This is a genomic window from Marinobacter halodurans, from assembly GCF_004327985.1.
GTDB classification, from domain to species: domain Bacteria; phylum Pseudomonadota; class Gammaproteobacteria; order Pseudomonadales; family Oleiphilaceae; genus Marinobacter_A; species Marinobacter_A halodurans.
The window spans coordinates 36,043-57,326 of the sequence record NZ_SJDL01000017.1 but is presented as its reverse complement, the minus strand read 5'-3'; the positions used below and the strand labels follow the sequence as shown (position 1 = coordinate 57,326).

The following is a 21,284-nucleotide window of genomic DNA, read 5'->3' as shown; positions in this document are numbered from 1 at the left end:
GGGAATTAGGAGGACGGACGCAGTCGGGAGCGGGCCAAAGGCACGGCCCGCCGCCTTGCCCATCAGATGTTGCTATCGTCGCCCCGGTCGTCGGCACCGGCCATACGCGTGGAGCCGCAGTGCAGGAAACTGGAGGATTGCAGCCACTCCTGGTCGGGATAGTAGGTGAAGACCAACTGGCCGCCCTTGAGATTGTCCACGACCTGGCGGATCACCTTGTTGCTCACGGCCGGGCAGCCGTGGCTGCGGCCGATGCGGCCGTAGCGCTGGACCCAGGACTGGGCCACGTATTCCGCGCCGTGGATCACGATGGCCCGTTGCCGGGCCAGGTCGTTGACGCCTTTTTCCAGACCGTCCAGGCGCAGCGCGTAGCCATGCCGGCCACGGTAGGTTTCACCGGCCTGAAACAGGCCGATGCTGGACTGGAAGCTGCCCTCGACGTTGGAGAACGCCGTGGCCTCGGTCATTCCGGAATTCTTGCCGTGAGCGACCAGTCCGCGCAGAACCAATGCCCCGGTTTCCAGGTCCAACAGCCAGAGACGTTTTTCGGAGGAAGGCAGGGAGAAATCGATCACGGCCAGACGCTTCGGCGAGCGAATCCCGTGGCTGACGGCACACTCGGAAGCCTGTAGCGCCTGTTGCAGCACCTTATGGCTCAGATTGGGAGCGGCCTTGCTGAGTTTGTTGTACAGCGCCTTGTCGAAGGCCGCTGCATGGCTTTGTAGTGCCAGAAGCTGTGAAAACAGTACGCCCAAAACGACTGCCAGAACGCGTTGCAAGCGTCTGTCGATCATGATTCTCTCCCTCGGGTGCGTTCGAATCCGCATGGACTTTGCCAGTGGCGGCTTCCGGAGCTGAAGCGATGCGGTGCCCCGAAAGGATGACGCATTTTATCCAAGGATTTCTGAGATGAGAATCCAGTTGCACAAAATTCGTACACTCAGGAACGTATGGACACTGGCCGGTTACGTTGTAACTGCTTTCTGCCTCGCTCTTTTTGCGGCACAGGCCCAAGCATTACATCGCCTTAATCCCGATCGATGCGAGGCGCTGCCGGACACGTCGGACTTCCATAGGGAGGCCATGGCGCGTTTCGCGACGCAAACCGGTCACTCGTCACCCTGGTCCGAACCGGCACACCTGAGGGGGCTCATCCAGCATCTGCAATCCCTCACGGACGATGGTCTGGCACCCTCCGACTACTGGCTTGCGGAACTGCAGGAGGCGCTGGCTCACCTGACGACCTGGGGACAGCTGCCCGACTGCGACAGGCGTCTGGCAACCGACGCCTATCTGCGGGCCCTGTCCGATCTGCGCTACGGTAAGGCGTTCCATCAGGAGGCCCCGCCCATCTGGCGCTCGGCCAACGTGTCCTCGGTGGACGATCCCGGACCACTGGTGGACCAGGCGATCGCCGGCCTGGATGACATGGATCGCGCCTTCGCCGACGCGCGGCCCCATACGGATCGCTACCGGAACCTGCGCAAGGGGTATGCCCGGGCCCGAACCACCCTGCCGGACCACTGGGTAGGGATACCGGATGGACCGACACTGGCAACCGGCGACTACGGGGATCGTGTGGCACGGGTACGCCAGCGGCTCCAGGCCCAGGGCTACCTGCCCCTTCCCCCGCGGCCCGATGTCATGAGCCGGTCCTTCGATGATGGGCTGTCACTGGCCGTCCGCCACTTCCAGCAACGTCACAGTCTGGCGGTCGACGGCAAGGTTGGCCGGCGAACCCTGCAACAGCTCAACGTCAGCCCGCAGCAACGCCTGCAGCAGATCCGGGCCAACCTGGAGCGGCTGCGCTGGCTGTCGCGGGACATGGAGAAAACGCTGGTGTTAGTCGATATCGCCGCCGCGCGGATCGAATTCTATGAAGACGGCGAGCGGGTCTGGTCGGGCAAGGCCCAGGTCGGGCGCCCCAAACGGGCCACCCCGGAGCTGAAGTCAGTGATCACCCACGTCACGGTCAATCCGCACTGGACCATGCCCCGCAGCATTTTCCTGAAGGACGCCCTGCCCGCCATCCGGCGCGACCCGGATTACCTCCGTGACCGCAACATCCGCATCCTTGACCGCTCCGGCGAGGAACGGCAACAGAGCGAAGTGGACTGGAATCACCCACAGGGACTGACGTTTCGCCAGGATCCGGGCCCCGGCAACGCGCTGGGTCGGGTGGCGATCCGTTTTTCCAACCCCTACGCCGTTTACCTCCACGACACACCGGCCGCCGGGCTCTTCAGCTCGCCCAACCGTTTCTACAGCTCCGGCTGCGTGCGGGTCCAGGGAGCCATGACGCTCACCCGGCTGCTGTTCCGGGATGCCAGTCCCGAACGCCAACGCGAGTTCGACAACGCGCTGGCCTCCGGCGAATCCCATAACGTTCCCCTGCCCCACGGGGTGTATATCCTGATGGCCTACTGGACGGCGGAAGCCGACGCCAGCGGACAGATCACCTACCGTCCGGATGTGTACGGCAGTGATCGGCCCCTGCTGGCGCTTCTGGACGATTAGGGGGCCCCTGGCTAACTGTAACGGGGGAAGACGTCGTCCGTTCCGCCCTTGGACAGCACCCACTGCCAGAGCTGGATGTCCCGGGCCCGGAAAATGCCGGCACAGGACAGCAGGTAATAGCGCCACATGCGGTAGAAACGCTCACCCAGTCGGTCGGCAAACTGCGGCCAGGCAGCCTCGAAATTGGCGTACCAGGCCAGCAGGGTGCGGTCGTAATCGGGCCCGAAGTTGTGCAGATCCTCCACCACGAACAGGTTATCCACCGCATCGCCGATCTGGCCGACGGACGGCAGCTCACCGTTGGGGAAGATGTAGCGGTCGATCCAGGGATCCGAATAGGGTTTGCGCTCGTTCTTGCCGATGGTATGCAGCAGGAACAGCCCACCATCCTTCAGGCAGCGGTGCGCCACTTCCATGAAGGTGCGGTAGTTCTTGTCGCCAACGTGCTCGAACATGCCGACGCTGGCCACCCGGTCGAACGTTTCGTCGACTTCCCGGTAATCCTGCATGCGGAATTCCAGCGGCAGGTCGGGGTAGTGTTCCCGGGCCCAGTGCACCTGTTCCCGGGAGATGGTGACACCGACACACTCCACCCCGTAATGCTCAGCAGCATAGGCCATGAAACTGCCCCACCCGCAGCCAATGTCCAGGACGCGCATACCGGGTTCCAGCTGGAGCTTGCGGCAGATGAGATCGAGCTTGGCTTCCTGGGCTTCATCAAGGGTGGTCGCGTTTTTCCAGTAGCCACAGGTGTAGGTCATGCGACGATCCAGCATCGCCTCGTAGAAATCGTTACCCAGGTCGTAGTGCTGTTCGCCCACCTGGTGTGCCCGGCGCTGGGTCTGGCGATTGACCAGCCGGCTCTTGATGGCTTGCCACAGAACGGTGGAGGGACGGACTTTCTCTTCCAGGCGGGCGCGAATGATCCGGTGGAAAAACTCGTCGAGCTGTTCGACGTCCCACTCTCCGTCCATGTAGCTTTCGCCGAGACCGAGGCTGCCGCCAGCAAAAATCCGCTCGGGGACGCCCGGTGCCTTCAACTGCATGTCCCAGGGACGCTCTCCCCCAATCTCGACACCCGCCCGCGCCATCAGGTCCTCCATCAGGCGATGGACAGACTTGTTCTCGGACAGGTACGGCGACTTTGACTTGGTAGCCATATCCATAACGCGTAGCTCCTACTGCCGTGGCCCGGTTCTGTAACGGGCGACTGGTCTGAATACCCCCTTGAAAATAACTTCCAGCTATTGTGATTTTGAATTAGATTGTTTTTACCGTTAACCCAGCTTGTGTCTATGACAACCACAGACGAAGCATAGACCGCCTGATTGTTAGATTGCCCGAACCCCGTTTCGTTTCGCTGACAGCCCCACCAACAAGGTAGCCTCCTAACCACTACAGGAGACGTGGCGCCGCCGCAACGGCACGGAATCATCCGGATCAAGCCCGGCCACGCCTTGATCCTGCCGCGAAGAGCCCCGGATAATCGCCTGAACGCCGGGAACCGCCCAGGCGTTGATCCGTGGTGCCTTAAAGTTTAGTCAGATGCGGGACAGCATGCCTCGCTTTACAGTACGATCGCATTCCATGTTAGCCCGCTCCCAATACAACTGGCCGGCGTCCATTGCCGCACTCATCCTCCTGCCGTTTTTCTTCGTGGGGGGCCCCGACTGGTCATCCGGCCCGCTGTTCAAAGCGGCCTGGAATCTCGGGCATATCCTTTTCTTCACGCTGTTTACCTTGGCCGTGCGCCCGCGCCGGTGGCTCAGCGGAGCCTGGCTGTGGCTTGCCTGCACGGCGTTCGTCACCGGAGTGGGCGTCATTATTGAGCTGATCCAGGGCAACGTCGGACGGGATAGCGACTGGCACGACATCTTCCGCAACCTGATCGGTACCTGGCTGGTACTGGCCTGGGGCTATCGTCCACCGGCGATCCGCTGGCGCCGGGTCCTCAACTGGACACTGCGCCTGACGGCGGCGGTGTTGCTGCTGCTGGAACTCCAGACCGTCGCCGCGGTGGCGGAACAGCAGTATCGGATCGCCAACCAGTTACCGACGCTGTACAACTTCGACGATCCCCACCCGCTGCATTACTGGCGGGGCCGCGTCCACCGGACCCAGGAGCACGCCAGCGATGTGGATGGCTTCCACCACAGCCTGCGCATGGACCTGCTGGGTATCAACCTCTATTCGGGCGCCTCACTGGACAACCTGCCGGAAGACTGGCGCGGTTACGACTCGCTGGAAGTGGTCCTGTTCAACCCGGACGACACGCCGCTGGATATGACCATCCGGGTCAACGACATCGTCCATGACCGCGGCCATGGCGTCTACAGCGACCGCTTCAACCGGCGACTGCATGTCAAACCCGGCCTGAACCGTTTCCAGATACCGATGTCCGACATCAGGAACGCACCCAAGAGCCGCACCATGGATATGGACGAAATCCGCCGGCTGGTGATCTTCACCACCCACATCAAACAGCCCCGCAGTATCTTTATCGTCCGCCTGGCCCTGGATTAGGAAGGCTACCTGCCGGTTTGGCGGACATCCTCTACACTGGTGGGAAACAGACATCTGCCGCATGCCCCAAAGGAAGACGTTGATAACCGGCTCACTGCACGGACAGGCAGCGACTCATGACGACCACAACCCTCAGTCTGCAACTGATGGACGCTACGGACCTGCCCCATGCGCTGCGCTGGCTGGGCGGTCACTTCGCCGAAGCGGGCGCACCGGAAGCGGCAGCGGCTGATCTGAAGGAGGTGCTGGGGTGCGTGGCGGTGGATATCTTCCACGTCGGGAAGACCCGGCATCAAACCCTTCACCTGCACCTTGAACTGGAGCTCGATCCAGGCCGGGTACAGCTCCGGTTCATCGACGATGGCCGCCCTTTCGACCCGTTAACGGATGCTTACCCGAAATGCGGCGCCCCATCCGCCCGCACCGGATCGCCGCTCGTCCGCCAGTTAACCGATGAGCAACGTTACCGACGTACGAAGGAGCACAATATCCTGGAGCTGACCCGCTATTTCGATCCGGTGCCGGGCCCGTAAGCGGGAACGGGCAGGTGCGCCAGCGCAGCCTGGAGCGTCTCGCCAATCCGGGCGTCGAGCTTGAGGGTCGAGATATCATCCGCCCGGGTGCGCCCCAGGTTCAGCGTCGCCATGGGCTTGCCCCACTCCCGGGCATAGCGGCAAAAGCGGAACCCGGAATACACCATCAGCGATGAGCCAATCACCAGCAGGCCATCACTCTCGCGCAACACATCCAAAGCCTGTGTCACCCGCTGCTTGGGCACGAAGTCCCCGAAAAACACCACGTCCGGCTTCAGGATACCGCCGCAGCGGGGGCAATCGGCGACCCGGAAGTCGCTGAAATCCACCTCCAGGTCGGCATCCCCGTCCGGCGCGGTCGTTGCCGTGAAATGCCGATAGTCCGGGTTCATGTCGCTGCAGCGCTCGTGCACCTCGTCCCGGTTGCAGCGATACCCGCAGTCCATGCAGATGACCTCGTCGGCCCGGCCATGCAGGTCGAGCACCGACCGGCTGCCGGCCCGCTGGTGCAGGCGATCCACGTTCTGGGTGACCACCAGGCGGGTGTGGGCCCGCCGTTCAAACTCGGCCACCAGGAAGTGGGCCGGGTTGGGCCGGGCGTTACGGATCACCGGCCAGCCGATCAGGCTACGTCCCCAGTAGCGCCGGCGCACCTCATCCTGCGTCATGAACGACTGGTGCTGAACCGGCTGCTTGCGTTTCCAGGCGCCCTTCCCGTCACGGTAGTCGGGAATGCCCGAATCGGTGCTGACGCCGGCACCGGTGAGGATCAACAGATTGGGATGATGCTGGATAAAAGCCGACAGCTGCTCGCCCGCCTGCCGGGAGAGTTCATTGACTTCGAGGGCAGGGTCGGTGGTCATAGATGAGCTCCAATACATTCGAGGACGTTGCGAGCGACGCGTAGTTTGGGCTGACGCAGGAAGCCCAACACACAGGGTTTGCGGCCAATCTTCTCTAACCAGCCGGTTTTTGAGAATTCATGGTCCAATCCTATATGCGATAACGGAGACGTCCGGTGCCCCCTTATTGTTGGGCTTCCTGCGTCAGCCCAACCTACACTCCTGAAACGTTTACAGCACTCTCTTTCGATGCTTCCACTTTAGAGACACGGGCTGCCGTCGCCAAGGGTTGAGAGTTTCGCGGTACCTCTATTTGGCAGACCATTATCTGGCGCGTTAAATTCCTCCCGCTCCCGAGGAGTTTCCCATGGCCGAACAGGACCGCTGCCCGCGTCGACTGACCCTGAACGGTGCCGGCACGCTCATGGGTGCCGGCATCACTCCTCTGCCCGTTCATCCAGGTCATAGCGCCTGAGCAGCTCGTCATAGTAGGGGGAAGCCTTCAGCCTGCGTATGGTGTCCGTGAAGGCATCGGCCAGCGCCCTGGCATCCGGGTATTGGCGGCTGATGGCCATGTAGATCGGACTGAGATCCACCGGTGGATCAATAAGGCGAATCTGGTCCTCAACACCCTGGCGCCTGGCCTCGAGCCGGATGGCAAAGGGGTTGCCTATGGCGACGTTAAAACGCCCTCCCACCACCATCCGCACCAGCGTCCGTTCATCCAGCACGGGATCCTTGTGCAGGAAATCCGCATCGTCGAAGGCCAGGCCATAGGTATAGCCGCGGATAACCCCGATCATGTGTCCTTCCAGCTCATGGAGGTCGCCGTCGAACGTCAGCTTGGAATCCATACGCGTGAAAAAGGCGTTGACTTCCGTGGCGTGGGGCTCCTGAACGTAGATCACATCCCGGGCCCGTTCCGGTGTGTAGTAGAAGGTGGTCACCAGGTCGACATGGCCACGCTCCAGGGATTGCAGGACCCGCGGCCAGGACAAGCGCTGGTAGACGATGCGCAGGTTCAGTTTGTCCGCCAGGTAGTTGATCACATCGACGGAAATACCGGTCAGGTGACCTTCCCGGGTGTAGTAGAAAGGCGGGTAATCCACTTCGGCCAGCGCCGCCACGAGAACCGGGCCTTCCGCGGTGTGATCGACCGGCTCAGCCCTGGCGGCCCCGCAGAGGGCGATTTGCAAAAAAAACACGCAAGCCAGAATGCGACAGGGAAACGCACTCAAACCAGAAACCTCCGGGGAGCCGCCGGATACCGCGGGGTCGCCTTTGACTCTCAGTGCGATTCGCGAGCATGCGCGGCTCCCTGGTCTGGGGACGCCAGGCCAACCTCCCGTCTGGCCTGTGCCGGAAAATGGGTGGCCGTCCCTGGGTTCTCACTCACCATTAATAATAGTTCATCATGTTGAAGAGGTCGTCGGAATTCCAGAAACCCTCTGAGGCGTTGCCCGCATCGGGTATTGCCGCTACCCCAGTGCGCACGGCGTCTCCCCAAAAAAAATCCCCTGGCCGACAGCACCAGGGGATCAGGCCTGTTGGTGCCCTGGTGGTCAGTGACCGTAAATCCGCATCTGCGTGTTCTGTATCGACAGGTCGTCAAACGCCACCGAGCCGATGGAGGTTCCCCCCACCAGCACGCCACCGATGTTCATGTCCGCATCGAAGGTGTTGAGATCCACCGCCAGACTGTCGTTCCCGGCCCCGTTGGGCGCCTTGTAGACGTCAATGTCAGCAATCGCCCCCAGGGTGACGATGTTCGGTGAGTCGTCATAGCCGGCACCAGTCAGCTCCAGGTCACGAATGCCGACAGCCATGAAGGGGACGTCCACATCCATGTCGTCGATGGCGAAGCGGGTTTTCAGGTTCAGCTTGTCGGTCGCGGTGTCCACGCGGATTTTCATCTCGGTGGCAAGACCCTCGATCGAGAGGTTATCCATCAGCAAGGTGCTGTCGGTATCGCCTCGCAGTTCCCAGGCGCCGGTGCGCACCGCAAAGTCGATCGGAGAACCGTAGAGCGGAAAGACATCGATCGCCGCATCGCCGTCCGCCAGCACGTCGATGTTGATCTTGATGTTATCGATCAGGTCGGTGGCCTCGTTGGGGATAGCAAAGCCCAGTTCCGAGAACATGTCGTCGCGGTTGGCACCGCCGATAAAGACGTCGCTGACCGCCAGCGTGCCTTCATCGGTATAGCGGACCTCGCCAATGTTGACCTGGGTTTCCAGTTCGATGGTGACGCCGGCCTGGCCGGTTATGCCACCCATCGCGGAGTCGTCGAGCGCCTTCAGTTCGGCCTGCGCCGCCAGGGGCAGTCCGGATACAGCCAGCGCCAGGGCTGTGGGTTTCAGGCTTTTCATCGTGATGTTCCCTCGTTGCTTGTTGTTATCGGGGCCCTCTTGGCCCCTACCGCGGGCATCCGGGCGCCCCGCGGGGCGCCCGGTGCTGCTTTACAGGTTTGGCGTCAGCGCCAGGTCGATGGTGTTGCCTTCCCCTGCCAGGAACAGGTTCAGGATGTCGGTCAGACCACCGCAATGCTCCAGCGGCGGCAGCGCGTAGGTGCCGGTGAGGTTGCCACCGTCCAGCGGTGCAAAGGTTTCGCCGTCCGGCGTCTGCATGTCGATGGTGACCGGCTCGACGGTGCGGCATTCTTCGCCGCCACCGATCGGCAGTTGGAAGCCGAACAGGTTGACCGTGACCTTGGGCACGTGCACATACAGCGTGGACTTGGCGGTCAAGGTGCCGTCGATCAGGGTACCGGTGGTGTCATCGACCGGCTCAAACTCGACGTTCGCCGTTGCCTTCAGGCGTTTGAACAGCTTGAGGATGCGGAACGAGCCCTGGGTGGGTTCGATATTCAGGTCGGCGGTGTACATGCCGGTGGCCAGGTTCAGTACCGCGTCGATGCTACCGGTCAGCGGCAGGCTGGAGTCGGAGGCCTTGATATGCGTGCTGCCTTCCAGGTCCAGCAGGAAGTCGACGGTGCCGGAACTGCCATCGTCACCTTCACCGGTCAGGGCCACATCCACCGCCGGGTTCTCGGCGTCGTCGGACTCGATGGTCAGGGTGGCCGAGCTGACCGCGGCGGTATTGGCGGTGTACGTCACCGTGACGGTGCAGCTCTGGTCCGCGGGCACGGTGGCGCAGTCGCTGGTTTGCATGAAGTCGCCGGCATTGGCGCCACCCAGGGAGATGGCCGTTACGTTCAGGACCGCGGAACCGGTGTTGTTGACGGTCACGGTCTTCTCGCTGCTGGTGCCCACCTGGATGGTGCCGAAGTCGACACTGGCCGGCTCCACGCTGATTGCCGGCAGGGCCTGCATGTAGCTGGTGCCGGTCAGCGGAATCTCGACCGTCGGGTTATCCGGATCGCCGGACTGGATCGTCAGCGTGGCGGTCTGGTCACCCTCGCCGCTGGCGTAGTAGGTCAGGTCGACGCTGCAGCTTTCACCCGGTGCGACCGTCGTACAGTTATTGGTCTGCATGAAGGCATCGGCATTGGCGCCACCCAGCGTAATACCGTTGATACCCAGGGCCGCCCCGCCTTCGTTGGAGACCGTCACCGATTGTTCGCCGGTCAGGCCGGACTGCACGTCGCCGAAGTCCACTTCCTCAGGCGCCACGGCAATGGCCGGGTCCGGATCCGTCTCGCCGCTGACGACCTGGAAGGTCTGCAGGACCGTGTCCTGGTCGGCCACCTGGGTACAGTCCGCCGTGAACTGACCGATGGGGTCCGGCGCAATGCTGCCGTCCGCGGTGCGGGCGGTCATCTCCAGTACCAGGCCACCGACGTTGATGGTGCCCTCGCCCACCTGGTCGGTGGTGAAGGTCTGGGCCGGGGCTTCGCCGGAGGCCGGAATGGTGAAGGACCCGCTGGTGTCGGGGATGTCCGACTGCGGAATGGTCAGCGGCACCACGATTTCCTGGTCGCCGGTCACCGTACTGATGATGTTGGTGGATGTGGCCGTTCCCTCGATCGTGGCAGAACCCACCAGCTTCAGGCCGGTGCGCGAGGTCTCGTTGACGGTGGTAATGGCCTCGATCTGGAACGGGCCGATCGCCTCACCCACCGTCGCCTCGGAGGGAATGTCCGAGGAGATCTCGGCCACGATGGGCTGGTCCCCGATCAGCGGGAATGGGCAGGTGTATTCCAGGGTGAGGGATACGGGCTCGGCGGTCGCAGCGCCACTGGCCGCCATCAGTGCCGCAGCGCCAATGGCGGCCGGCAACAGGCGCGTTTTCCTGCGTACAGTCGTCGAATTCATGATTCGTCCTCTAAGTGAGCGTATTTACTGTTCTTGTAGGGCTCGCAGACTGCATCGATGAGGTCCGATCTTGCGGCGTCTCCTTGTCGTCTGCATTCGTCACGACAGACAACTGCCAGGGCCCCGTGAAAGCAGCCGGGGCTATTCGCACGGCCCGCTTCGGGCACAGTGCATCACGGTTATTAGGCGGGTTGGGTCCCCGGGCGGTCATTGCCAGAAACGGCAAGAACGTTGACAAAAAAGGAAAGCGCGCGGGCGATTCGCTGGAATCGTGAAGTGGATCAAATTCCGGGAAGCAGGGTTCAGCGACGGCGGCGGCGCACTTCGCCCGGAGTCTGACCGGTCCAGCGCCGGAAAGCGCGCGTGAAACTGGCCTGATCGCTGAATCCCATCCTGTCCGCAATCACCTCCAGCGGCAGGTCGGTTTCAGTGAGGTAGCGGTTGGCGTAGGTCCGGCGGATGTCGTTGCGGATGTCACGAAACGAGGTCCCCGCCAGGGCCAGGTGGTGGCGCAGCGAACGTGGGCTCATACCCAGGTCGGCAGCCACGGTATCCAGGTCGCCGCCGCGCCCCGGATGGTTCATCAGGCGCTCACGGACGCGGGTGACGATCTCACGCACGGAGTCCGGCTCCATTTCCTCCCGCGAGCGGGCCCGCGCCAGAGAATAGGCCAGGTTCCGCTCCCCGTCGGCCACCGGTCGACCGGTGAGCGGCATGGTGACCTGGTTGAAACGACTGCCGAACTGCATTTCGGCACCGCGGGCCAGCGTCTGCCAGCAGCGGGGACTGAGGGCAGTCGGAAAATCGAATTCAAAGCGAAAGTCACGACAGACCTGCGACGCCAACGCGTGGATGCTGCCCATGTAGATCTTGGCCATGAAGGCCCGTAGATCCCCCAGGTCCCAGTTGTCCCGCAGTCGAATGCAGAGGCTGGTGCCGGTGGAACTCAACTCCATCTCCATCACCGGCAGGCCCACCCGCAGGTACTGGACGATCATACTCACCAGCTTGCGCTGATCCTGCTCCTGCTGTCCCAGGAGCGCATAGCCGAGCAGGCCATGGGCCGGAAAATCCAGTTGCTGGCCAAACTCAAAGGGCGTGCGTTCATCCTGGATCAGCCATTCGGCCTGGTTGAGGATCCCGATAACCTGGTTCATCGACAGGAACGCATCCGGGTTGGCGAGCTGGGCCGGATCAACGCCGCTCTCCTTCAGCAGCGCCTGCCGGCCAATACCCTTGCTCTCCATGAAGCGCACAAAACGGCGCGCATAGCGCATCGAGACGATTGGCACGTTATAGGCCATGCGGTTGGATGGTTGCATCGCGTTTCATCCCTGAGTCAGACATGTAGAGGGTTGCTGTTCTCGAGCCTCTGACTGCTGGCGATTTTCCCTGTCGCCCAGAAGAACGTCTCCAATGCACCGGTCACTTGTGCCGGTACAGACCGCGGGGAGATTTCCGGAGTATAGGAAGCGTCACACCATGGCTTTCTGCCAACCGGTCACACTTTGTACAGGTTGGCCGGATATGACAACCGGCCAACGTGAACGGTCGACCACGTCAGGTGGGCCAGCCGCTGACCGTCAGTGGGGTGGGTTCCCGCTCCACCAGCACCCGCCCATCCCGGATTGAGGCCAGGACCGGCGACTGGTTGCGCAGGACATCATACGGTGTCGCCCCGTTCAGCACGACGCAACGGGCCGGCAGCCCCGCCTTTATGCCGTACTCCGGCAGGTTGAGCACGGCGGCCCCGTTGTCGGTGATCAACTCCAGCGCCGTCTCGATCCGGTCCATACCCAGCATGTGGCAGGCGTGGAGTCCGACATCCAGGGTGCGCAGCAGGTTGCCGTTGCCCATCGGGTACCACGGGTCACGGATCGAGTCCTGCCCCATCGCCACCTTGAGTCCGGCGTCCAGCAGTTCCGGAACCCGGGTAATCCCGCGACGCTTGGGGTAGCCGTCAAAGCGGCCCTGCAGGTGAAGGTTTTCCGTGGGCAGTGCCACAAGACGGAGGTCGGCCCGGGTCAGTAACCGGAACAGCCGGCTGCAATACGCGTCGTTGTAGGAGTGCATGGCACAGGTGTGGCTGGCCGTCACCCGGCTTCCGTAGTCCCGGGCCAGGGCTTCGGCAGCGAGCACCTCGAGGAAGCGCGAGGCCGGGTCGTCGATCTCGTCGCAGTGGACATCCACCAGCCGGTCGTGACGTTCGGCCAGGTCCATCAGGAAACGCACCGATTCCGCGCCATAGTCCCGGGTATGTTCGAAATGCGGGATACCGCCAACCACATCCGCACCGATTTCCAATGCCCTGCCCATCAGGTCACGACCGCCTGGGAACGACAGGATGCCTTCCTGGGGAAAGGCCACGATCTGCAGGTCGACGAACTCGCGCACCCGCTCGCGCACGTCCACCATGGCCTCCAGGGCCACCAGCGAGGGGTCGGTGACGTCCACATGGGTCCGGACATACTGGATGCCGTGGGCGGCGAACAGGCGCAGGGTGTCTTCAGCCCGTCGGATGACGTCGTCGCTGGACAGCATCGGCTTGCGCTCGGCCCAGCACTCGATCCCCTCGAACAGCGTCCCGCTGCGGTTCCAGCGCGGCTCACCGGCCGTCAGGGCCGCGTCCAGGTGGATATGGGGCTCGACGAACGGTGGCGTCACCAGGTTGCCGCCGGCATCCAGTTCCCCCTCTGCCACCGGCGCCGACGGCTCCAGTGCCTGTGGCGTCCCAAACCGGCCGCCGGTGATCGGCAGCCGGAACAGGCCGGTCTGCCCCGGCAACCGGGCATGGGTAATGGCACTTGCTTGTGAGGTCATATCATGTCTCCAGAGAGGTGGATGCCGCCATTGACGAACCTGCCGAACGCCCGGTTGATGGCGGCCGCACCGCCCATACTGACGGCGATGGGGACAAGCATGGTCGGCGCAACAAAGATTGTGCAACCTGCACGACAGGGGACAGAATGCCAGTCAGGCCGGCTGCCACTCACAACCGGTGCACCCTGGGGCACCTGCACCCGATTGATTGTCACTTATAGATATAAACTATTACAAAATAAGTAAATCTACGCTGTTTAAACCCGGGGGTTCGCCCCTATACTTAAAGTAGAACCTGAAAACAGGGTATCGTTTCCAGGTCTCCATGCAGTCGGCCACAAGGTAGACGCAATGCTGAACTCCGCAGTCACACGCATACTGATCGTTCTGGCGATATCGCTTTTCGCCATCGGCAGTACCCTGTCCCATCCGTCCAACCTGGCGGTGGATCAGGCGGTGGTCAGCGGTTTCAGCATGGATATGACCGGCGATCTGGCCGACGATGGCCCGTCCCCAGGCGACTTTTTCGTTTTTATCCTCACGACTGGCGTCATAGCGCTGGTTGGCTTGCAGCAACTGGCGGGAAACACGCCGCAACCCGCCAAACAGGCCAGGGAAGTCTACTACCCGGTCCAACCCCAGGGTCCTCCTGCTCAGCACTGATTCCGTGATTGCCGTTACCGGCTTATGGCGCCGTTCCCGCGCCTGCCGGACACCCAACGAAATCAAGCTGAGAGTATCTGCTTTATGATGAATTACCGTGCATTACCCACCAGCGAAGTGATTGGCAACCAGCGTATTGTGGAGCCGAACCTGTCCCCCGAGCTGACACCGGATGATCCGGCCACGGCGGTGATGCGGGACTTCCGCAAGAAGCGCCCGGCCACCATCAGTGCCGATACCCCCATCCCCGAGGCGCGGATCATGATGAAGACCGCGGATGTCCCGCTGAAACTGGTCGTCAACCGGAGGGGCGAGTTTGTGGGAATCATTTCGCTGAAGGACATCCTGGGCAAGAAAGCCATGTCCAAGGCCCACGCCATGAGTGTCGGCGTCGAAGAAGTCCATGTGAGGGACATCATGCGTCCGGCCAGCGAGTTCCCGAGCATCCACATCCGCAACCTGCACGATATGCGTATCGGCGATGTGGTGGAAACGTTCAACCGGGCCAACACGGACCATTTCCTGGTCTTCGAGGACGATTCCGAGAACCCCGGCAGCACCTGCCTGTGTGGTCTGATTTCGGCCAGCCTGGTGGCCCGCCGCCTGCATATTGCCCTGGACAGCGGCGCCCGCGCCCGGTCCTTCTCGGACATCGTCAACGCGGTTCACGGTCACTTCGAGTGATTCGCTGACCACCCCTACCCGCGGACCGTTCCGGCGGCGATACACCCAGCCATGGTCGCCGCCGGCCACCTGCGTTTCATGCAGGCGTGGATAAGCGGGAGCAACGGCCGGGACACGTTTCAGTGCGCGTGTTCCCGGCGCTCACGCAACGCTTCGAAAGCGTCTTCCCGCCAGGGCCGGTGAGTGGCCCACTCAAGATCCTCGCGCTTCAAACCCAGCGCCTCGAGCGCAGCATCGTCCAGCACCAGCAACTGGCGGAGGTGGCGACGCCTACGCCATAGTCGATACCAGTGATCCATTTCCTCAGTCAGGGCCACCGGTGGCATGGCCGGCATATAGAATTCCGGCATCTGCCGGCCCGTTGACTCGGTTCTCTTGTCGACGGACTGTTTAGACCTGTTCATGATGCTCACCTCCTCGGAGGTTCGTCACTGACCGGGCGTTCTCGCCGGGCGGTCTTCATAGGTACAGATTGCTCCTATCACCGGGTTTTATCAATCGACGGGCCGGCCTGCCAAACGCCGTCCGGCGGGTCGAGGCGGCTTGCGACCTCTCGCTCGCTCAGGCAGCCTGATCACTTTGCTCGCCTCCGGGGTCATCCTGACAATCCCTTAATTTGACGCCCGCGAGCGACCGCGCCAGTGTGGAAAATGCTGTCCACCCCACGATCCGACCAGGAGGTGAACCGACGCATGTCCGCACAGCCAGCCGATCAACAGCGGCTCAACCGCTATTCCGCCGACCGGGACACCTATACCCTCGTGATCATCACCGATGAGGATCACGACACCCAGGTGGAACTGGAGGATGGCCAGGTAGCCTGGCAGGCAACGTTACGTTATGACCGGTTGCACCGGCGCGGCGACAGCTACCAGTTGGAAGAGATCGCGCCGGAAGCCGGGGGCGAACACCGACTGATCAGCCTGATTGCCGAAGGCGGCCGCGGCGCGGAATTCTCCGAACTGGTCATGTTCGGCGAACGCCTGCTGACCTTCGACGACCGCACGGGGCTGGTGTGCGAGATCCGCAACGGCAACCAGTTGGTGCCCCGCCAGATCCTGATGACCGGCAGCGGCGACGAATGCTTCAAGGGTTTCAAGAGCGAATGGGCGACGCTCAAGGACGACAGCCTGGTCGTCGGCAGTCACGGCAAGAAACCCGCCGAGGAATGGGTCAAGCAACTGGATCGGGACTATCGGCTCGAAAGCCTCGACTGGCAGGCTCGTTACCGGCGGATTCGTGATGCCCTGGGCGTTGGCGAAGACGGCTATGTCATCCACGAGGCGGCGGAGTGGCACCCGGAACGCCGTGAATGGCTGTTCTTCCCCCGCAAGATCTCCCATGAGCCATTCGATGAGCCGGTGGACGAGCGGGAGAAAGGCAGCAATACGCTGATCATTGCCGACGAGGATTTCGAGGATATCCGCACGCTGACCGTGGGTGAGCGCGTTCCCGAGCGTGGGGTGTCTTCCTTCAAACTGGTGCCCGGGCGGGCGAATGAATGCATCGGCCTGAAGAGTGTTGAAATCGGCGACCATACCGAAACCTATCTGTTCTGCTTCGATCTGGACGGCCATGTCCTGCAGGAGGATACCTTTCTCGGTCACTACAAGTGCGAAGGCGTGGAAATTCTCTGACGGCTCCAACCGTTGATCTCGGTCATCCGCCGGGTAGAAAATCCATCACAGCCATAGCCATTGCCGATTTTCTACGAGCCTTTCCAATCGTTAGCATGATAGCGATCGTCACCCAGGCAAGGAGAAGCCCATGGCTGAGAACGCGGTATCCAGTGAAACGCCCTCCAGGCAAGCGTTGGTTGTCGAAGGTGGGGCCATGCGCGGCATTTTTGCCGCGGGTGTGCTCGATGCCTTCCTGGCCAACGATCATGTTCCCTGGGATTTCACCGTTGGCGTCTCGGCGGGCTCGACCAACCTGATTGGCTACCTGGCCGGCGATTTCGGCCGCAATTACCGGGTGATCACCGATCACGCCTGCCGGCCGGAATTCATCAACTGGCGACGATTCCTGCGCGGCGGCCACCTGTGCGACGTGCGCTGGCTCTGGCAGCAGTCCTTTTCCGAGGTCTGGCTCAATCTCGAGCGGTTCCACCGGCAGGCGATTCCACTGTGGGTGGGCACGACCGCCATCAACAGCGGCGAGCCCCGCTACTATCGGATTGACCGGGACAACCTGCACGATGTCTTCACCGCCTCCTGCTCGATTCCGGTGGCCTTCCGGGATTTCCCCCGGATCGACGGTGAGCCGATGACCGACGGCGGAATCGCCGATTCGATCCCGGTGCGCTGGGCCTACGAGCAGGGGGCACGGGACATCACCGTGGTCCTGTCCAAGCCGCGTGGATTCCGCAAGAAGCCGGGACGCTTTCCCGGCCTGATGCGACCTCTCTTCGGTGCCCACCCGGCACTCTACGAGGCGATCCGAACCCGTCCGTACCGCTATAACGCGACGTTGGACTTCATCGACCATCCACCCGACGACTGCCGCGTCCGGGTGATCGCACCGCCGGATGAATTTCCGGTGGAACGCCTGACCACCGACCCGGCCAAACTGGACCAGGGCTATCAGCAGGGCATGCGCGCCGGCAGCGTCTATCTCCGGGAATCCGGCCAGGAAAAAAACCTGGCCCAGGCCTGTTAGGAAGCACCTACCGCAGTTGGCTGTCCTTGCTGCCGCGCCGATTGTAGCCGGCCACCGGGCGTTCGTTCCGGTCGTGCTCGGCCTGGCACTGGACACAGAGGCGCACGCCCGGCAACGCTTCACGCCGGGCCGGCGGGATCTCGGCCTCACACTCTTCACAATGGGTCAGGCTCTCGCCCTCGGGCAACTGGCGGCGCGCCCGCTCCAGTGCCTCTTCCACCGTGCTGTCGATCTGATCCTGAACGGCGCCGTCTCGCGCCCATCCTCCGGCCATAACGTTTCTCCCGGCTGGCTTGCAGATGCCTCTATCATAACGCGTCGCGGGCAATGACCACAGACCCGGCGCCAACTGTCAACTTGTGTCAAGAACGCCGCAATCCTTGTCATTTGGGACTACAGTTCTAGTACAAGTTCGGGCACAGGGTCGTACTGCACCTGAACGGGTTCGATCCTGCCCTTGACTGCGCAGGGATGCCGGGGTGTTTGACCGCATCGTCGTTATGCAAGGAGGCCTGAATGGCATCTACGTCTGTCCGTGGCAGACGGCCCCATCGATTGAAAACGGCTGGACTGGTGACCTGCCTGATCATTCTGCTGGTCACGGCGGTCGGCTTTACGATTTCCGCGGTGCAGATCCAGTCCGCCATTGCCGGCTATGTCGGCGGCAACGGTATCTGGTCGCGGGCCCAGTTGACGGCGGTCTCCTACCTGGACGCCTACGCCGCCCATGGCCGGCCGGAAGACCTGCGTCTCGCACGCCAGTGGCTGGATATCCCACTGGGCGATATGGACGCCCGTCTCGCCATGGAAGAGCGCCCGCTGAACTACGAGGCCGCCCGCCAGGGCATGTTGCGGGGCGACAACCACCCCGACGACCTCGCCGGCATGATCAGGCTGTTCCGCTACTTTGCCGACCTCGGGGTCTTCCATAAAGCCGTCGAAGCCTGGCGCGATACGGATCCATACCTGCTCGAGCTCAACCGGATCGCCCAGTCGCTCGCCGGGATGTGGGCCTCGTCCAGCCCAGACACAGACCAGATCCGTACGGTCCAGGCACGACTGGATGAGGTCAACCAGGAACTGCAGGTCTATGCCCGCCGGTTCCGGGTGGACATGGGCGAAGCGGCACGCTGGACCACGACCGCCCTGTCCGTGGTGAGCGCGGTGCTACTGATCCTGCTGGCGCTGGTGGCCTGGCGCCTGGGTGCCCGGTTGGCGCAGATCCAGCAACGTAGCGAGCAGAAGTTCCGCTCCATATTCGAGCAGAGCGCGGTGGGCATCCTCCAGATCGATTCCCGGGGGATCGTAATCGACGCCAACCAGGCAGCCTGCCAGATCCTCGACACACCGGACGATCGCCTGCTGCATACCCCATTCATGGAGCGCATCCATCCCGAGGACCTACCCATGGATGCCGGGCCGCATCGGGCCCTGCTGCGGGGTCGGATGGACAGCTACACACTGGAACAGCGGCTGCAGAAGGGCAGCGGCGAACACCTGTGGGCCCGGCTCACGGTTTCGATGGTGAACCGGCGGGCCGGCGAGGCCACCTATTTCGTGGTGATGCTGGAAGATATCTCCGAGTCCCGCCGACTGGCCTCGGAGCTGAGCTATCAGGCCACCCACGACGCCCTGACCGGCCTGTTCAACCGGCGTGAGTTCGAACACCGCCTGGCGAAGACACTCGGCCGCGCCCGGGCGGAACGCTCCGAACATGCCCTGTGCTTCCTCGATCTGGACCAGTTCAAGGTCGTCAACGATACCTCCGGTCATGCGGCAGGCGACCAATTGCTCAGAGACGTGGCCAGGCTCGCCGAATCGCGCCTGCGGGAGGGAGACATCCTGGCCCGCCTGGGCGGCGACGAGTTCGGCCTGATCCTGCAGAACTGCCCCCTGGAGACGGCCGCCGGCGTAACGGAAAAACTCCGCCAGGCGCTGACCTCCATCGCCTTCACCTGGGAGGGAGAGACCCACAGCGTCGGCGCCAGCATCGGCGTGGTCCCGATCTCCGCCGGGGCGCCGGATGTCGTGGAACTGCTGCGTTCGGTGGACATCGCCTGTTATATGGCCAAGGAAGGCGGTCGCAACCGGGTTTACGTGTCCTCCTCCGACGACCGCCAATTACACCTGCAGCGTGGCGAAATGGCCTGGATCAACCGGATTCAGGCCGCCTTGAACGAAAACCGCTTCTATCTCGACGCACAGCGGATATTGCCAGCCGCAGACAATCGCCAGGGCCTGCGCTATGAGGTGCTGATACGGCTGACCAACGAGCAGGGGGAAACGGTCTCGCCCGCCGCTTTCCTGCCCGCCGCGGAGCGCTTTGGCGTCGTCCACAAGATCGATCGATGGGTCATCAGCGAAGTGATCGGGCAGTTGGCCCGGGCCCGCCAGCACCTGGACGCGCTCGACGCCTGCCACATCAACCTGTCGGGGCGCACGCTCGATCATCCGGACCTGGCCGACTTTATCCTCGACGAGCTCAACGCCCATAATGTGCCGGGCAGCAAACTCTGTTTCGAGATTACCGAGACCGCCGCCGTACATAACCTGCTCGATGTGCGGGCGTTCATGACGCGGTTGCAGCAACTGGGCTGTACCTTTGCGCTGGACGATTTCGGCACGGGCCTGTCGTCGTTCGGCTATCTCCGGCAGTTGCCGGTAGACTGCCTCAAGATCGATGGCTCGTTCGTCCGGAACATCACCCGTGACCGGAACGACCTGGCCATGGTGCGGGCCATCCACGACATCGGCCGCACGCTGGACAAGCTGACCGTCGCCGAATGCGTCGAGGGCGCCGCCGCAGCCGAGCTGCTCAGGGAGGTGGGCGTGGATTACCTGCAGGGATTCGGCCTGCATCATCCGTGTCGCTTCCGGGAACTGCTCTATTCCGGTTCCCGCCCGAATCCGGACGGCGAGCCATCCATGAGCGAACAGGTTCGATAGCCCGGACCATTCTGCCCCCGGCATGTCATGATTCGGGTCAACTGAATCCCGGCTTCCGACTTGATTTTGCACCAAACCAGGGCATATGGTTGCGGCCCTTTTTTACTCAGGCATGATCAATGGGGATCCGCAACGAACGACTGCGCTGGCAACTGGTGTCCGGCGTGCTACGGGCACTGCACCTGGAACGGCTGACCGCACGCTACAGCCACCGGGCGGTCATGGCAGGTTTCAGTTTCCTCAACGGGACGGTCAGCATTGCGCTGATCGCCTTTGTCGCCCTGATCACCCAGCAGGCATTCATCTTTCCGTCCCTGGGCGCCACGGCGTTTATCCTGTTCCACGTCCCGATGGCCGCCCCGGCGTCCCCACGCAATACGTTGTGCGGCCACCTGATCGGTGCACTGATGGGCTACGCCAGCCTGCACCTGTTTGGCATCGCCGATGCTCCGTCGGCGATGGCCACCGGAGTCGATCCGGCCCGCGTGGGCGCCGCCGCCGTTTCCCTGGGTGCCACCGGCTTTGCCATGGTATGGCTGCGCGTGCCGCACCCGCCCGCCGGTGCCACGGCGCTGATTGTTTCCCTGGGACTGATGCCCGGACTGGATCAACTGCCGGTACTCATGGCGGGCGTCACCATGCTCCTGTTGCAGGCCTTCACCCTCAACCGCCTGGCGGGCCTGCCCTACCCATTCTGGAGCAGCCGCCCCGACGACGTCCCGGTCGCAACCCCCAATCCTTCCCCCTGAGTCACCGGCACCATCTGGCCCGACGGCCCGGAGCGGGCTATAACAAGGGTAAGCCCGCTGCGCAGGAATCGCCGA

Annotated in this window: 19 protein-coding genes; 9 read left to right on the top strand and 10 right to left on the bottom strand. The window is 62.7% G+C overall.

What is annotated here, in order from left to right; translation table 11 throughout:
- Window positions 1-62: 62 nt before the first annotated feature.
- Window positions 63-794 (bottom strand): murein L,D-transpeptidase catalytic domain family protein, encoded by a 732-nt coding sequence (locus EZI54_RS12080; protein ID WP_131482143.1) that lies wholly within the window; start codon window positions 792-794, stop codon window positions 63-65.
- 289 nt (window positions 795-1,083) lie between these two features.
- On the opposite strand from EZI54_RS12080, the gene EZI54_RS12075 reads away from it, so the two are divergent.
- Window positions 1,084-2,517 (top strand): L,D-transpeptidase family protein, encoded by a 1,434-nt coding sequence (locus EZI54_RS12075; protein ID WP_165495742.1) that lies wholly within the window; start codon window positions 1,084-1,086, stop codon window positions 2,515-2,517.
- Window positions 2,518-2,528: 11 nt separating this feature from the next.
- Here the strand turns inward: EZI54_RS12075 and cfa are convergent, their stop codons facing one another.
- Window positions 2,529-3,677, bottom strand: a complete 1,149-nt coding sequence (gene cfa / locus EZI54_RS12070) for a cyclopropane fatty acyl phospholipid synthase (RefSeq protein WP_207389204.1) — start codon at window positions 3,675-3,677, stop codon at window positions 2,529-2,531.
- 427 nt (window positions 3,678-4,104) lie between these two features.
- Between cfa and EZI54_RS12065 the strand changes: the two genes are divergently transcribed.
- Together EZI54_RS12065 and EZI54_RS12060 are read left to right on the top strand one after the other, a co-directional pair.
- Window positions 4,105-5,040 carry a succinyl-CoA synthetase subunit beta gene (locus EZI54_RS12065; protein WP_131482140.1) on the top strand — a complete coding sequence of 312 codons (936 nt, stop codon included), beginning with the start codon at window positions 4,105-4,107 and terminating at the stop codon, window positions 5,038-5,040.
- Between the two features lie 116 nt (window positions 5,041-5,156).
- Window positions 5,157-5,573, top strand: a complete 417-nt coding sequence (locus EZI54_RS12060; protein ID WP_131482139.1) for an ATP-binding protein — start codon at window positions 5,157-5,159, stop codon at window positions 5,571-5,573.
- Here the strand turns inward: EZI54_RS12060 and EZI54_RS12055 are convergent.
- The 6 genes from EZI54_RS12055 to codA all read right to left on the bottom strand — a co-directional run bounded on the left by EZI54_RS12055 (window position 5,546) and on the right by codA (window position 13,509).
- The gene (locus EZI54_RS12055; protein ID WP_242674444.1) at window positions 5,546-6,436 is read right to left on the bottom strand and encodes an NAD-dependent protein deacetylase; all 891 of its coding nucleotides are present in this window, start codon (window positions 6,434-6,436) and stop codon (window positions 5,546-5,548) included. The two genes, EZI54_RS12060 and EZI54_RS12055, sit on opposite strands and share 28 nt — an antisense overlap.
- Before the next feature lie 416 nt (window positions 6,437-6,852).
- Window positions 6,853-7,611 carry a substrate-binding periplasmic protein gene (locus tag EZI54_RS12050; protein ID WP_165495741.1) on the bottom strand — a complete coding sequence of 253 codons (759 nt, stop codon included), beginning with the start codon at window positions 7,609-7,611 and terminating at the stop codon, window positions 6,853-6,855.
- Window positions 7,612-7,977: 366 nt separating this feature from the next.
- The gene (locus EZI54_RS12045) at window positions 7,978-8,784 is read right to left on the bottom strand and encodes a DUF6160 family protein (protein WP_131482136.1); all 807 of its coding nucleotides are present in this window, start codon (window positions 8,782-8,784) and stop codon (window positions 7,978-7,980) included.
- 90 nt (window positions 8,785-8,874) lie between these two features.
- Window positions 8,875-10,689, bottom strand: coding sequence for a choice-of-anchor D domain-containing protein (locus EZI54_RS12040; RefSeq protein WP_242674443.1), 1,815 nt, complete (start codon window positions 10,687-10,689; stop codon window positions 8,875-8,877).
- A gap of 302 nt (window positions 10,690-10,991) precedes the next feature.
- Window positions 10,992-12,011 carry an AraC family transcriptional regulator gene (locus EZI54_RS12035; RefSeq protein ID WP_131482135.1) on the bottom strand — a complete coding sequence of 340 codons (1,020 nt, stop codon included), beginning with the start codon at window positions 12,009-12,011 and terminating at the stop codon, window positions 10,992-10,994.
- 238 nt (window positions 12,012-12,249) lie between these two features.
- Window positions 12,250-13,509, bottom strand: a complete 1,260-nt coding sequence (gene codA, locus EZI54_RS12030) for a cytosine deaminase (RefSeq protein ID WP_131482134.1) — start codon at window positions 13,507-13,509, stop codon at window positions 12,250-12,252.
- A 351-nt stretch (window positions 13,510-13,860) separates the two neighbouring features.
- On the opposite strand from codA, the gene EZI54_RS12025 reads away from it, so the two are divergent.
- The gene (locus EZI54_RS12025) at window positions 13,861-14,172 is read left to right on the top strand and encodes a hypothetical protein (RefSeq protein WP_131482133.1); all 312 of its coding nucleotides are present in this window, start codon (window positions 13,861-13,863) and stop codon (window positions 14,170-14,172) included.
- Window positions 14,173-14,256: 84 nt separating this feature from the next.
- Window positions 14,257-14,856 (top strand): CBS domain-containing protein, encoded by a 600-nt coding sequence (locus EZI54_RS12020; RefSeq protein WP_165495740.1) that lies wholly within the window; start codon window positions 14,257-14,259, stop codon window positions 14,854-14,856.
- 119 nt (window positions 14,857-14,975) lie between these two features.
- On the opposite strand, the gene EZI54_RS12015 is transcribed toward EZI54_RS12020, so the two are convergent.
- Complete coding sequence (locus EZI54_RS12015) at window positions 14,976-15,260, bottom strand: hypothetical protein (RefSeq protein WP_131482131.1); 285 nt, start codon at window positions 15,258-15,260, stop codon at window positions 14,976-14,978.
- A gap of 288 nt (window positions 15,261-15,548) precedes the next feature.
- On the opposite strand from EZI54_RS12015, the gene EZI54_RS12010 reads away from it, so the two are divergent.
- Window positions 15,549-16,493, top strand: coding sequence for a hypothetical protein (locus EZI54_RS12010; RefSeq protein ID WP_131482130.1), 945 nt, complete (start codon window positions 15,549-15,551; stop codon window positions 16,491-16,493).
- 130 nt (window positions 16,494-16,623) lie between these two features.
- On the top strand, window positions 16,624-17,514 hold the full coding sequence (locus tag EZI54_RS12005) for a patatin-like phospholipase family protein (protein WP_131482129.1): 891 nt from the start codon (window positions 16,624-16,626) through the stop codon (window positions 17,512-17,514).
- Between the two features lie 7 nt (window positions 17,515-17,521).
- Here the strand turns inward: EZI54_RS12005 and EZI54_RS12000 are convergent, their stop codons facing one another.
- Entirely contained in the window at window positions 17,522-17,788 is a 267-nt protein-coding gene (locus tag EZI54_RS12000) for a DksA/TraR family C4-type zinc finger protein (RefSeq protein WP_131482128.1), read from the bottom strand.
- Window positions 17,789-18,030: 242 nt separating this feature from the next.
- On the opposite strand from EZI54_RS12000, the gene EZI54_RS11995 reads away from it, so the two are divergent.
- On the top strand, window positions 18,031-20,460 hold the full coding sequence (locus EZI54_RS11995) for a putative bifunctional diguanylate cyclase/phosphodiesterase (protein ID WP_131482127.1): 2,430 nt from the start codon (window positions 18,031-18,033) through the stop codon (window positions 20,458-20,460).
- Between the two features lie 119 nt (window positions 20,461-20,579).
- Complete coding sequence (locus EZI54_RS11990; protein WP_131482126.1) at window positions 20,580-21,209, top strand: HPP family protein; 630 nt, start codon at window positions 20,580-20,582, stop codon at window positions 21,207-21,209.
- The last annotated feature ends 75 nt before the right edge of the window (window positions 21,210-21,284 follow it).

Excerpts from the sequence above, each read along its gene's own strand:
- EZI54_RS12080 (WP_131482143.1), bottom strand. The coding sequence starts at position 794 with ATGATCGACAGACGCTTGCAACGCGTTCTGGCAGTCGTTTTGGGCGTA.
- EZI54_RS12075 (WP_165495742.1), top strand. The coding sequence starts at position 1,084 with ATGGCGCGTTTCGCGACGCAAACCGGTCACTCGTCACCCTGGTCCGAA.
- cfa (WP_207389204.1), bottom strand. The coding sequence starts at position 3,677 with ATGGCTACCAAGTCAAAGTCGCCGTACCTGTCCGAGAACAAGTCTGTC.
- EZI54_RS12065 (WP_131482140.1), top strand. The coding sequence starts at position 4,105 with ATGTTAGCCCGCTCCCAATACAACTGGCCGGCGTCCATTGCCGCACTC.
- EZI54_RS12060 (WP_131482139.1), top strand. The coding sequence starts at position 5,157 with ATGACGACCACAACCCTCAGTCTGCAACTGATGGACGCTACGGACCTG.
- EZI54_RS12055 (WP_242674444.1), bottom strand. The coding sequence starts at position 6,436 with ATGACCACCGACCCTGCCCTCGAAGTCAATGAACTCTCCCGGCAGGCG.
- EZI54_RS12045 (WP_131482136.1), bottom strand. The coding sequence starts at position 8,784 with ATGAAAAGCCTGAAACCCACAGCCCTGGCGCTGGCTGTATCCGGACTG.
- EZI54_RS12040 (WP_242674443.1), bottom strand. The coding sequence starts at position 10,689 with ATGAATTCGACGACTGTACGCAGGAAAACGCGCCTGTTGCCGGCCGCC.
- EZI54_RS12035 (WP_131482135.1), bottom strand. The coding sequence starts at position 12,011 with ATGCAACCATCCAACCGCATGGCCTATAACGTGCCAATCGTCTCGATG.
- codA (WP_131482134.1), bottom strand. The coding sequence starts at position 13,509 with ATGACCTCACAAGCAAGTGCCATTACCCATGCCCGGTTGCCGGGGCAG.
- EZI54_RS12025 (WP_131482133.1), top strand. The coding sequence starts at position 13,861 with ATGCTGAACTCCGCAGTCACACGCATACTGATCGTTCTGGCGATATCG.
- EZI54_RS12020 (WP_165495740.1), top strand. The coding sequence starts at position 14,257 with ATGATGAATTACCGTGCATTACCCACCAGCGAAGTGATTGGCAACCAG.
- EZI54_RS12015 (WP_131482131.1), bottom strand. The coding sequence starts at position 15,260 with ATGAACAGGTCTAAACAGTCCGTCGACAAGAGAACCGAGTCAACGGGC.
- EZI54_RS12010 (WP_131482130.1), top strand. The coding sequence starts at position 15,549 with ATGTCCGCACAGCCAGCCGATCAACAGCGGCTCAACCGCTATTCCGCC.
- EZI54_RS12005 (WP_131482129.1), top strand. The coding sequence starts at position 16,624 with ATGGCTGAGAACGCGGTATCCAGTGAAACGCCCTCCAGGCAAGCGTTG.
- EZI54_RS12000 (WP_131482128.1), bottom strand. The coding sequence starts at position 17,788 with ATGGCCGGAGGATGGGCGCGAGACGGCGCCGTTCAGGATCAGATCGAC.
- EZI54_RS11995 (WP_131482127.1), top strand. The coding sequence starts at position 18,031 with ATGGCATCTACGTCTGTCCGTGGCAGACGGCCCCATCGATTGAAAACG.
- EZI54_RS11990 (WP_131482126.1), top strand. The coding sequence starts at position 20,580 with ATGGGGATCCGCAACGAACGACTGCGCTGGCAACTGGTGTCCGGCGTG.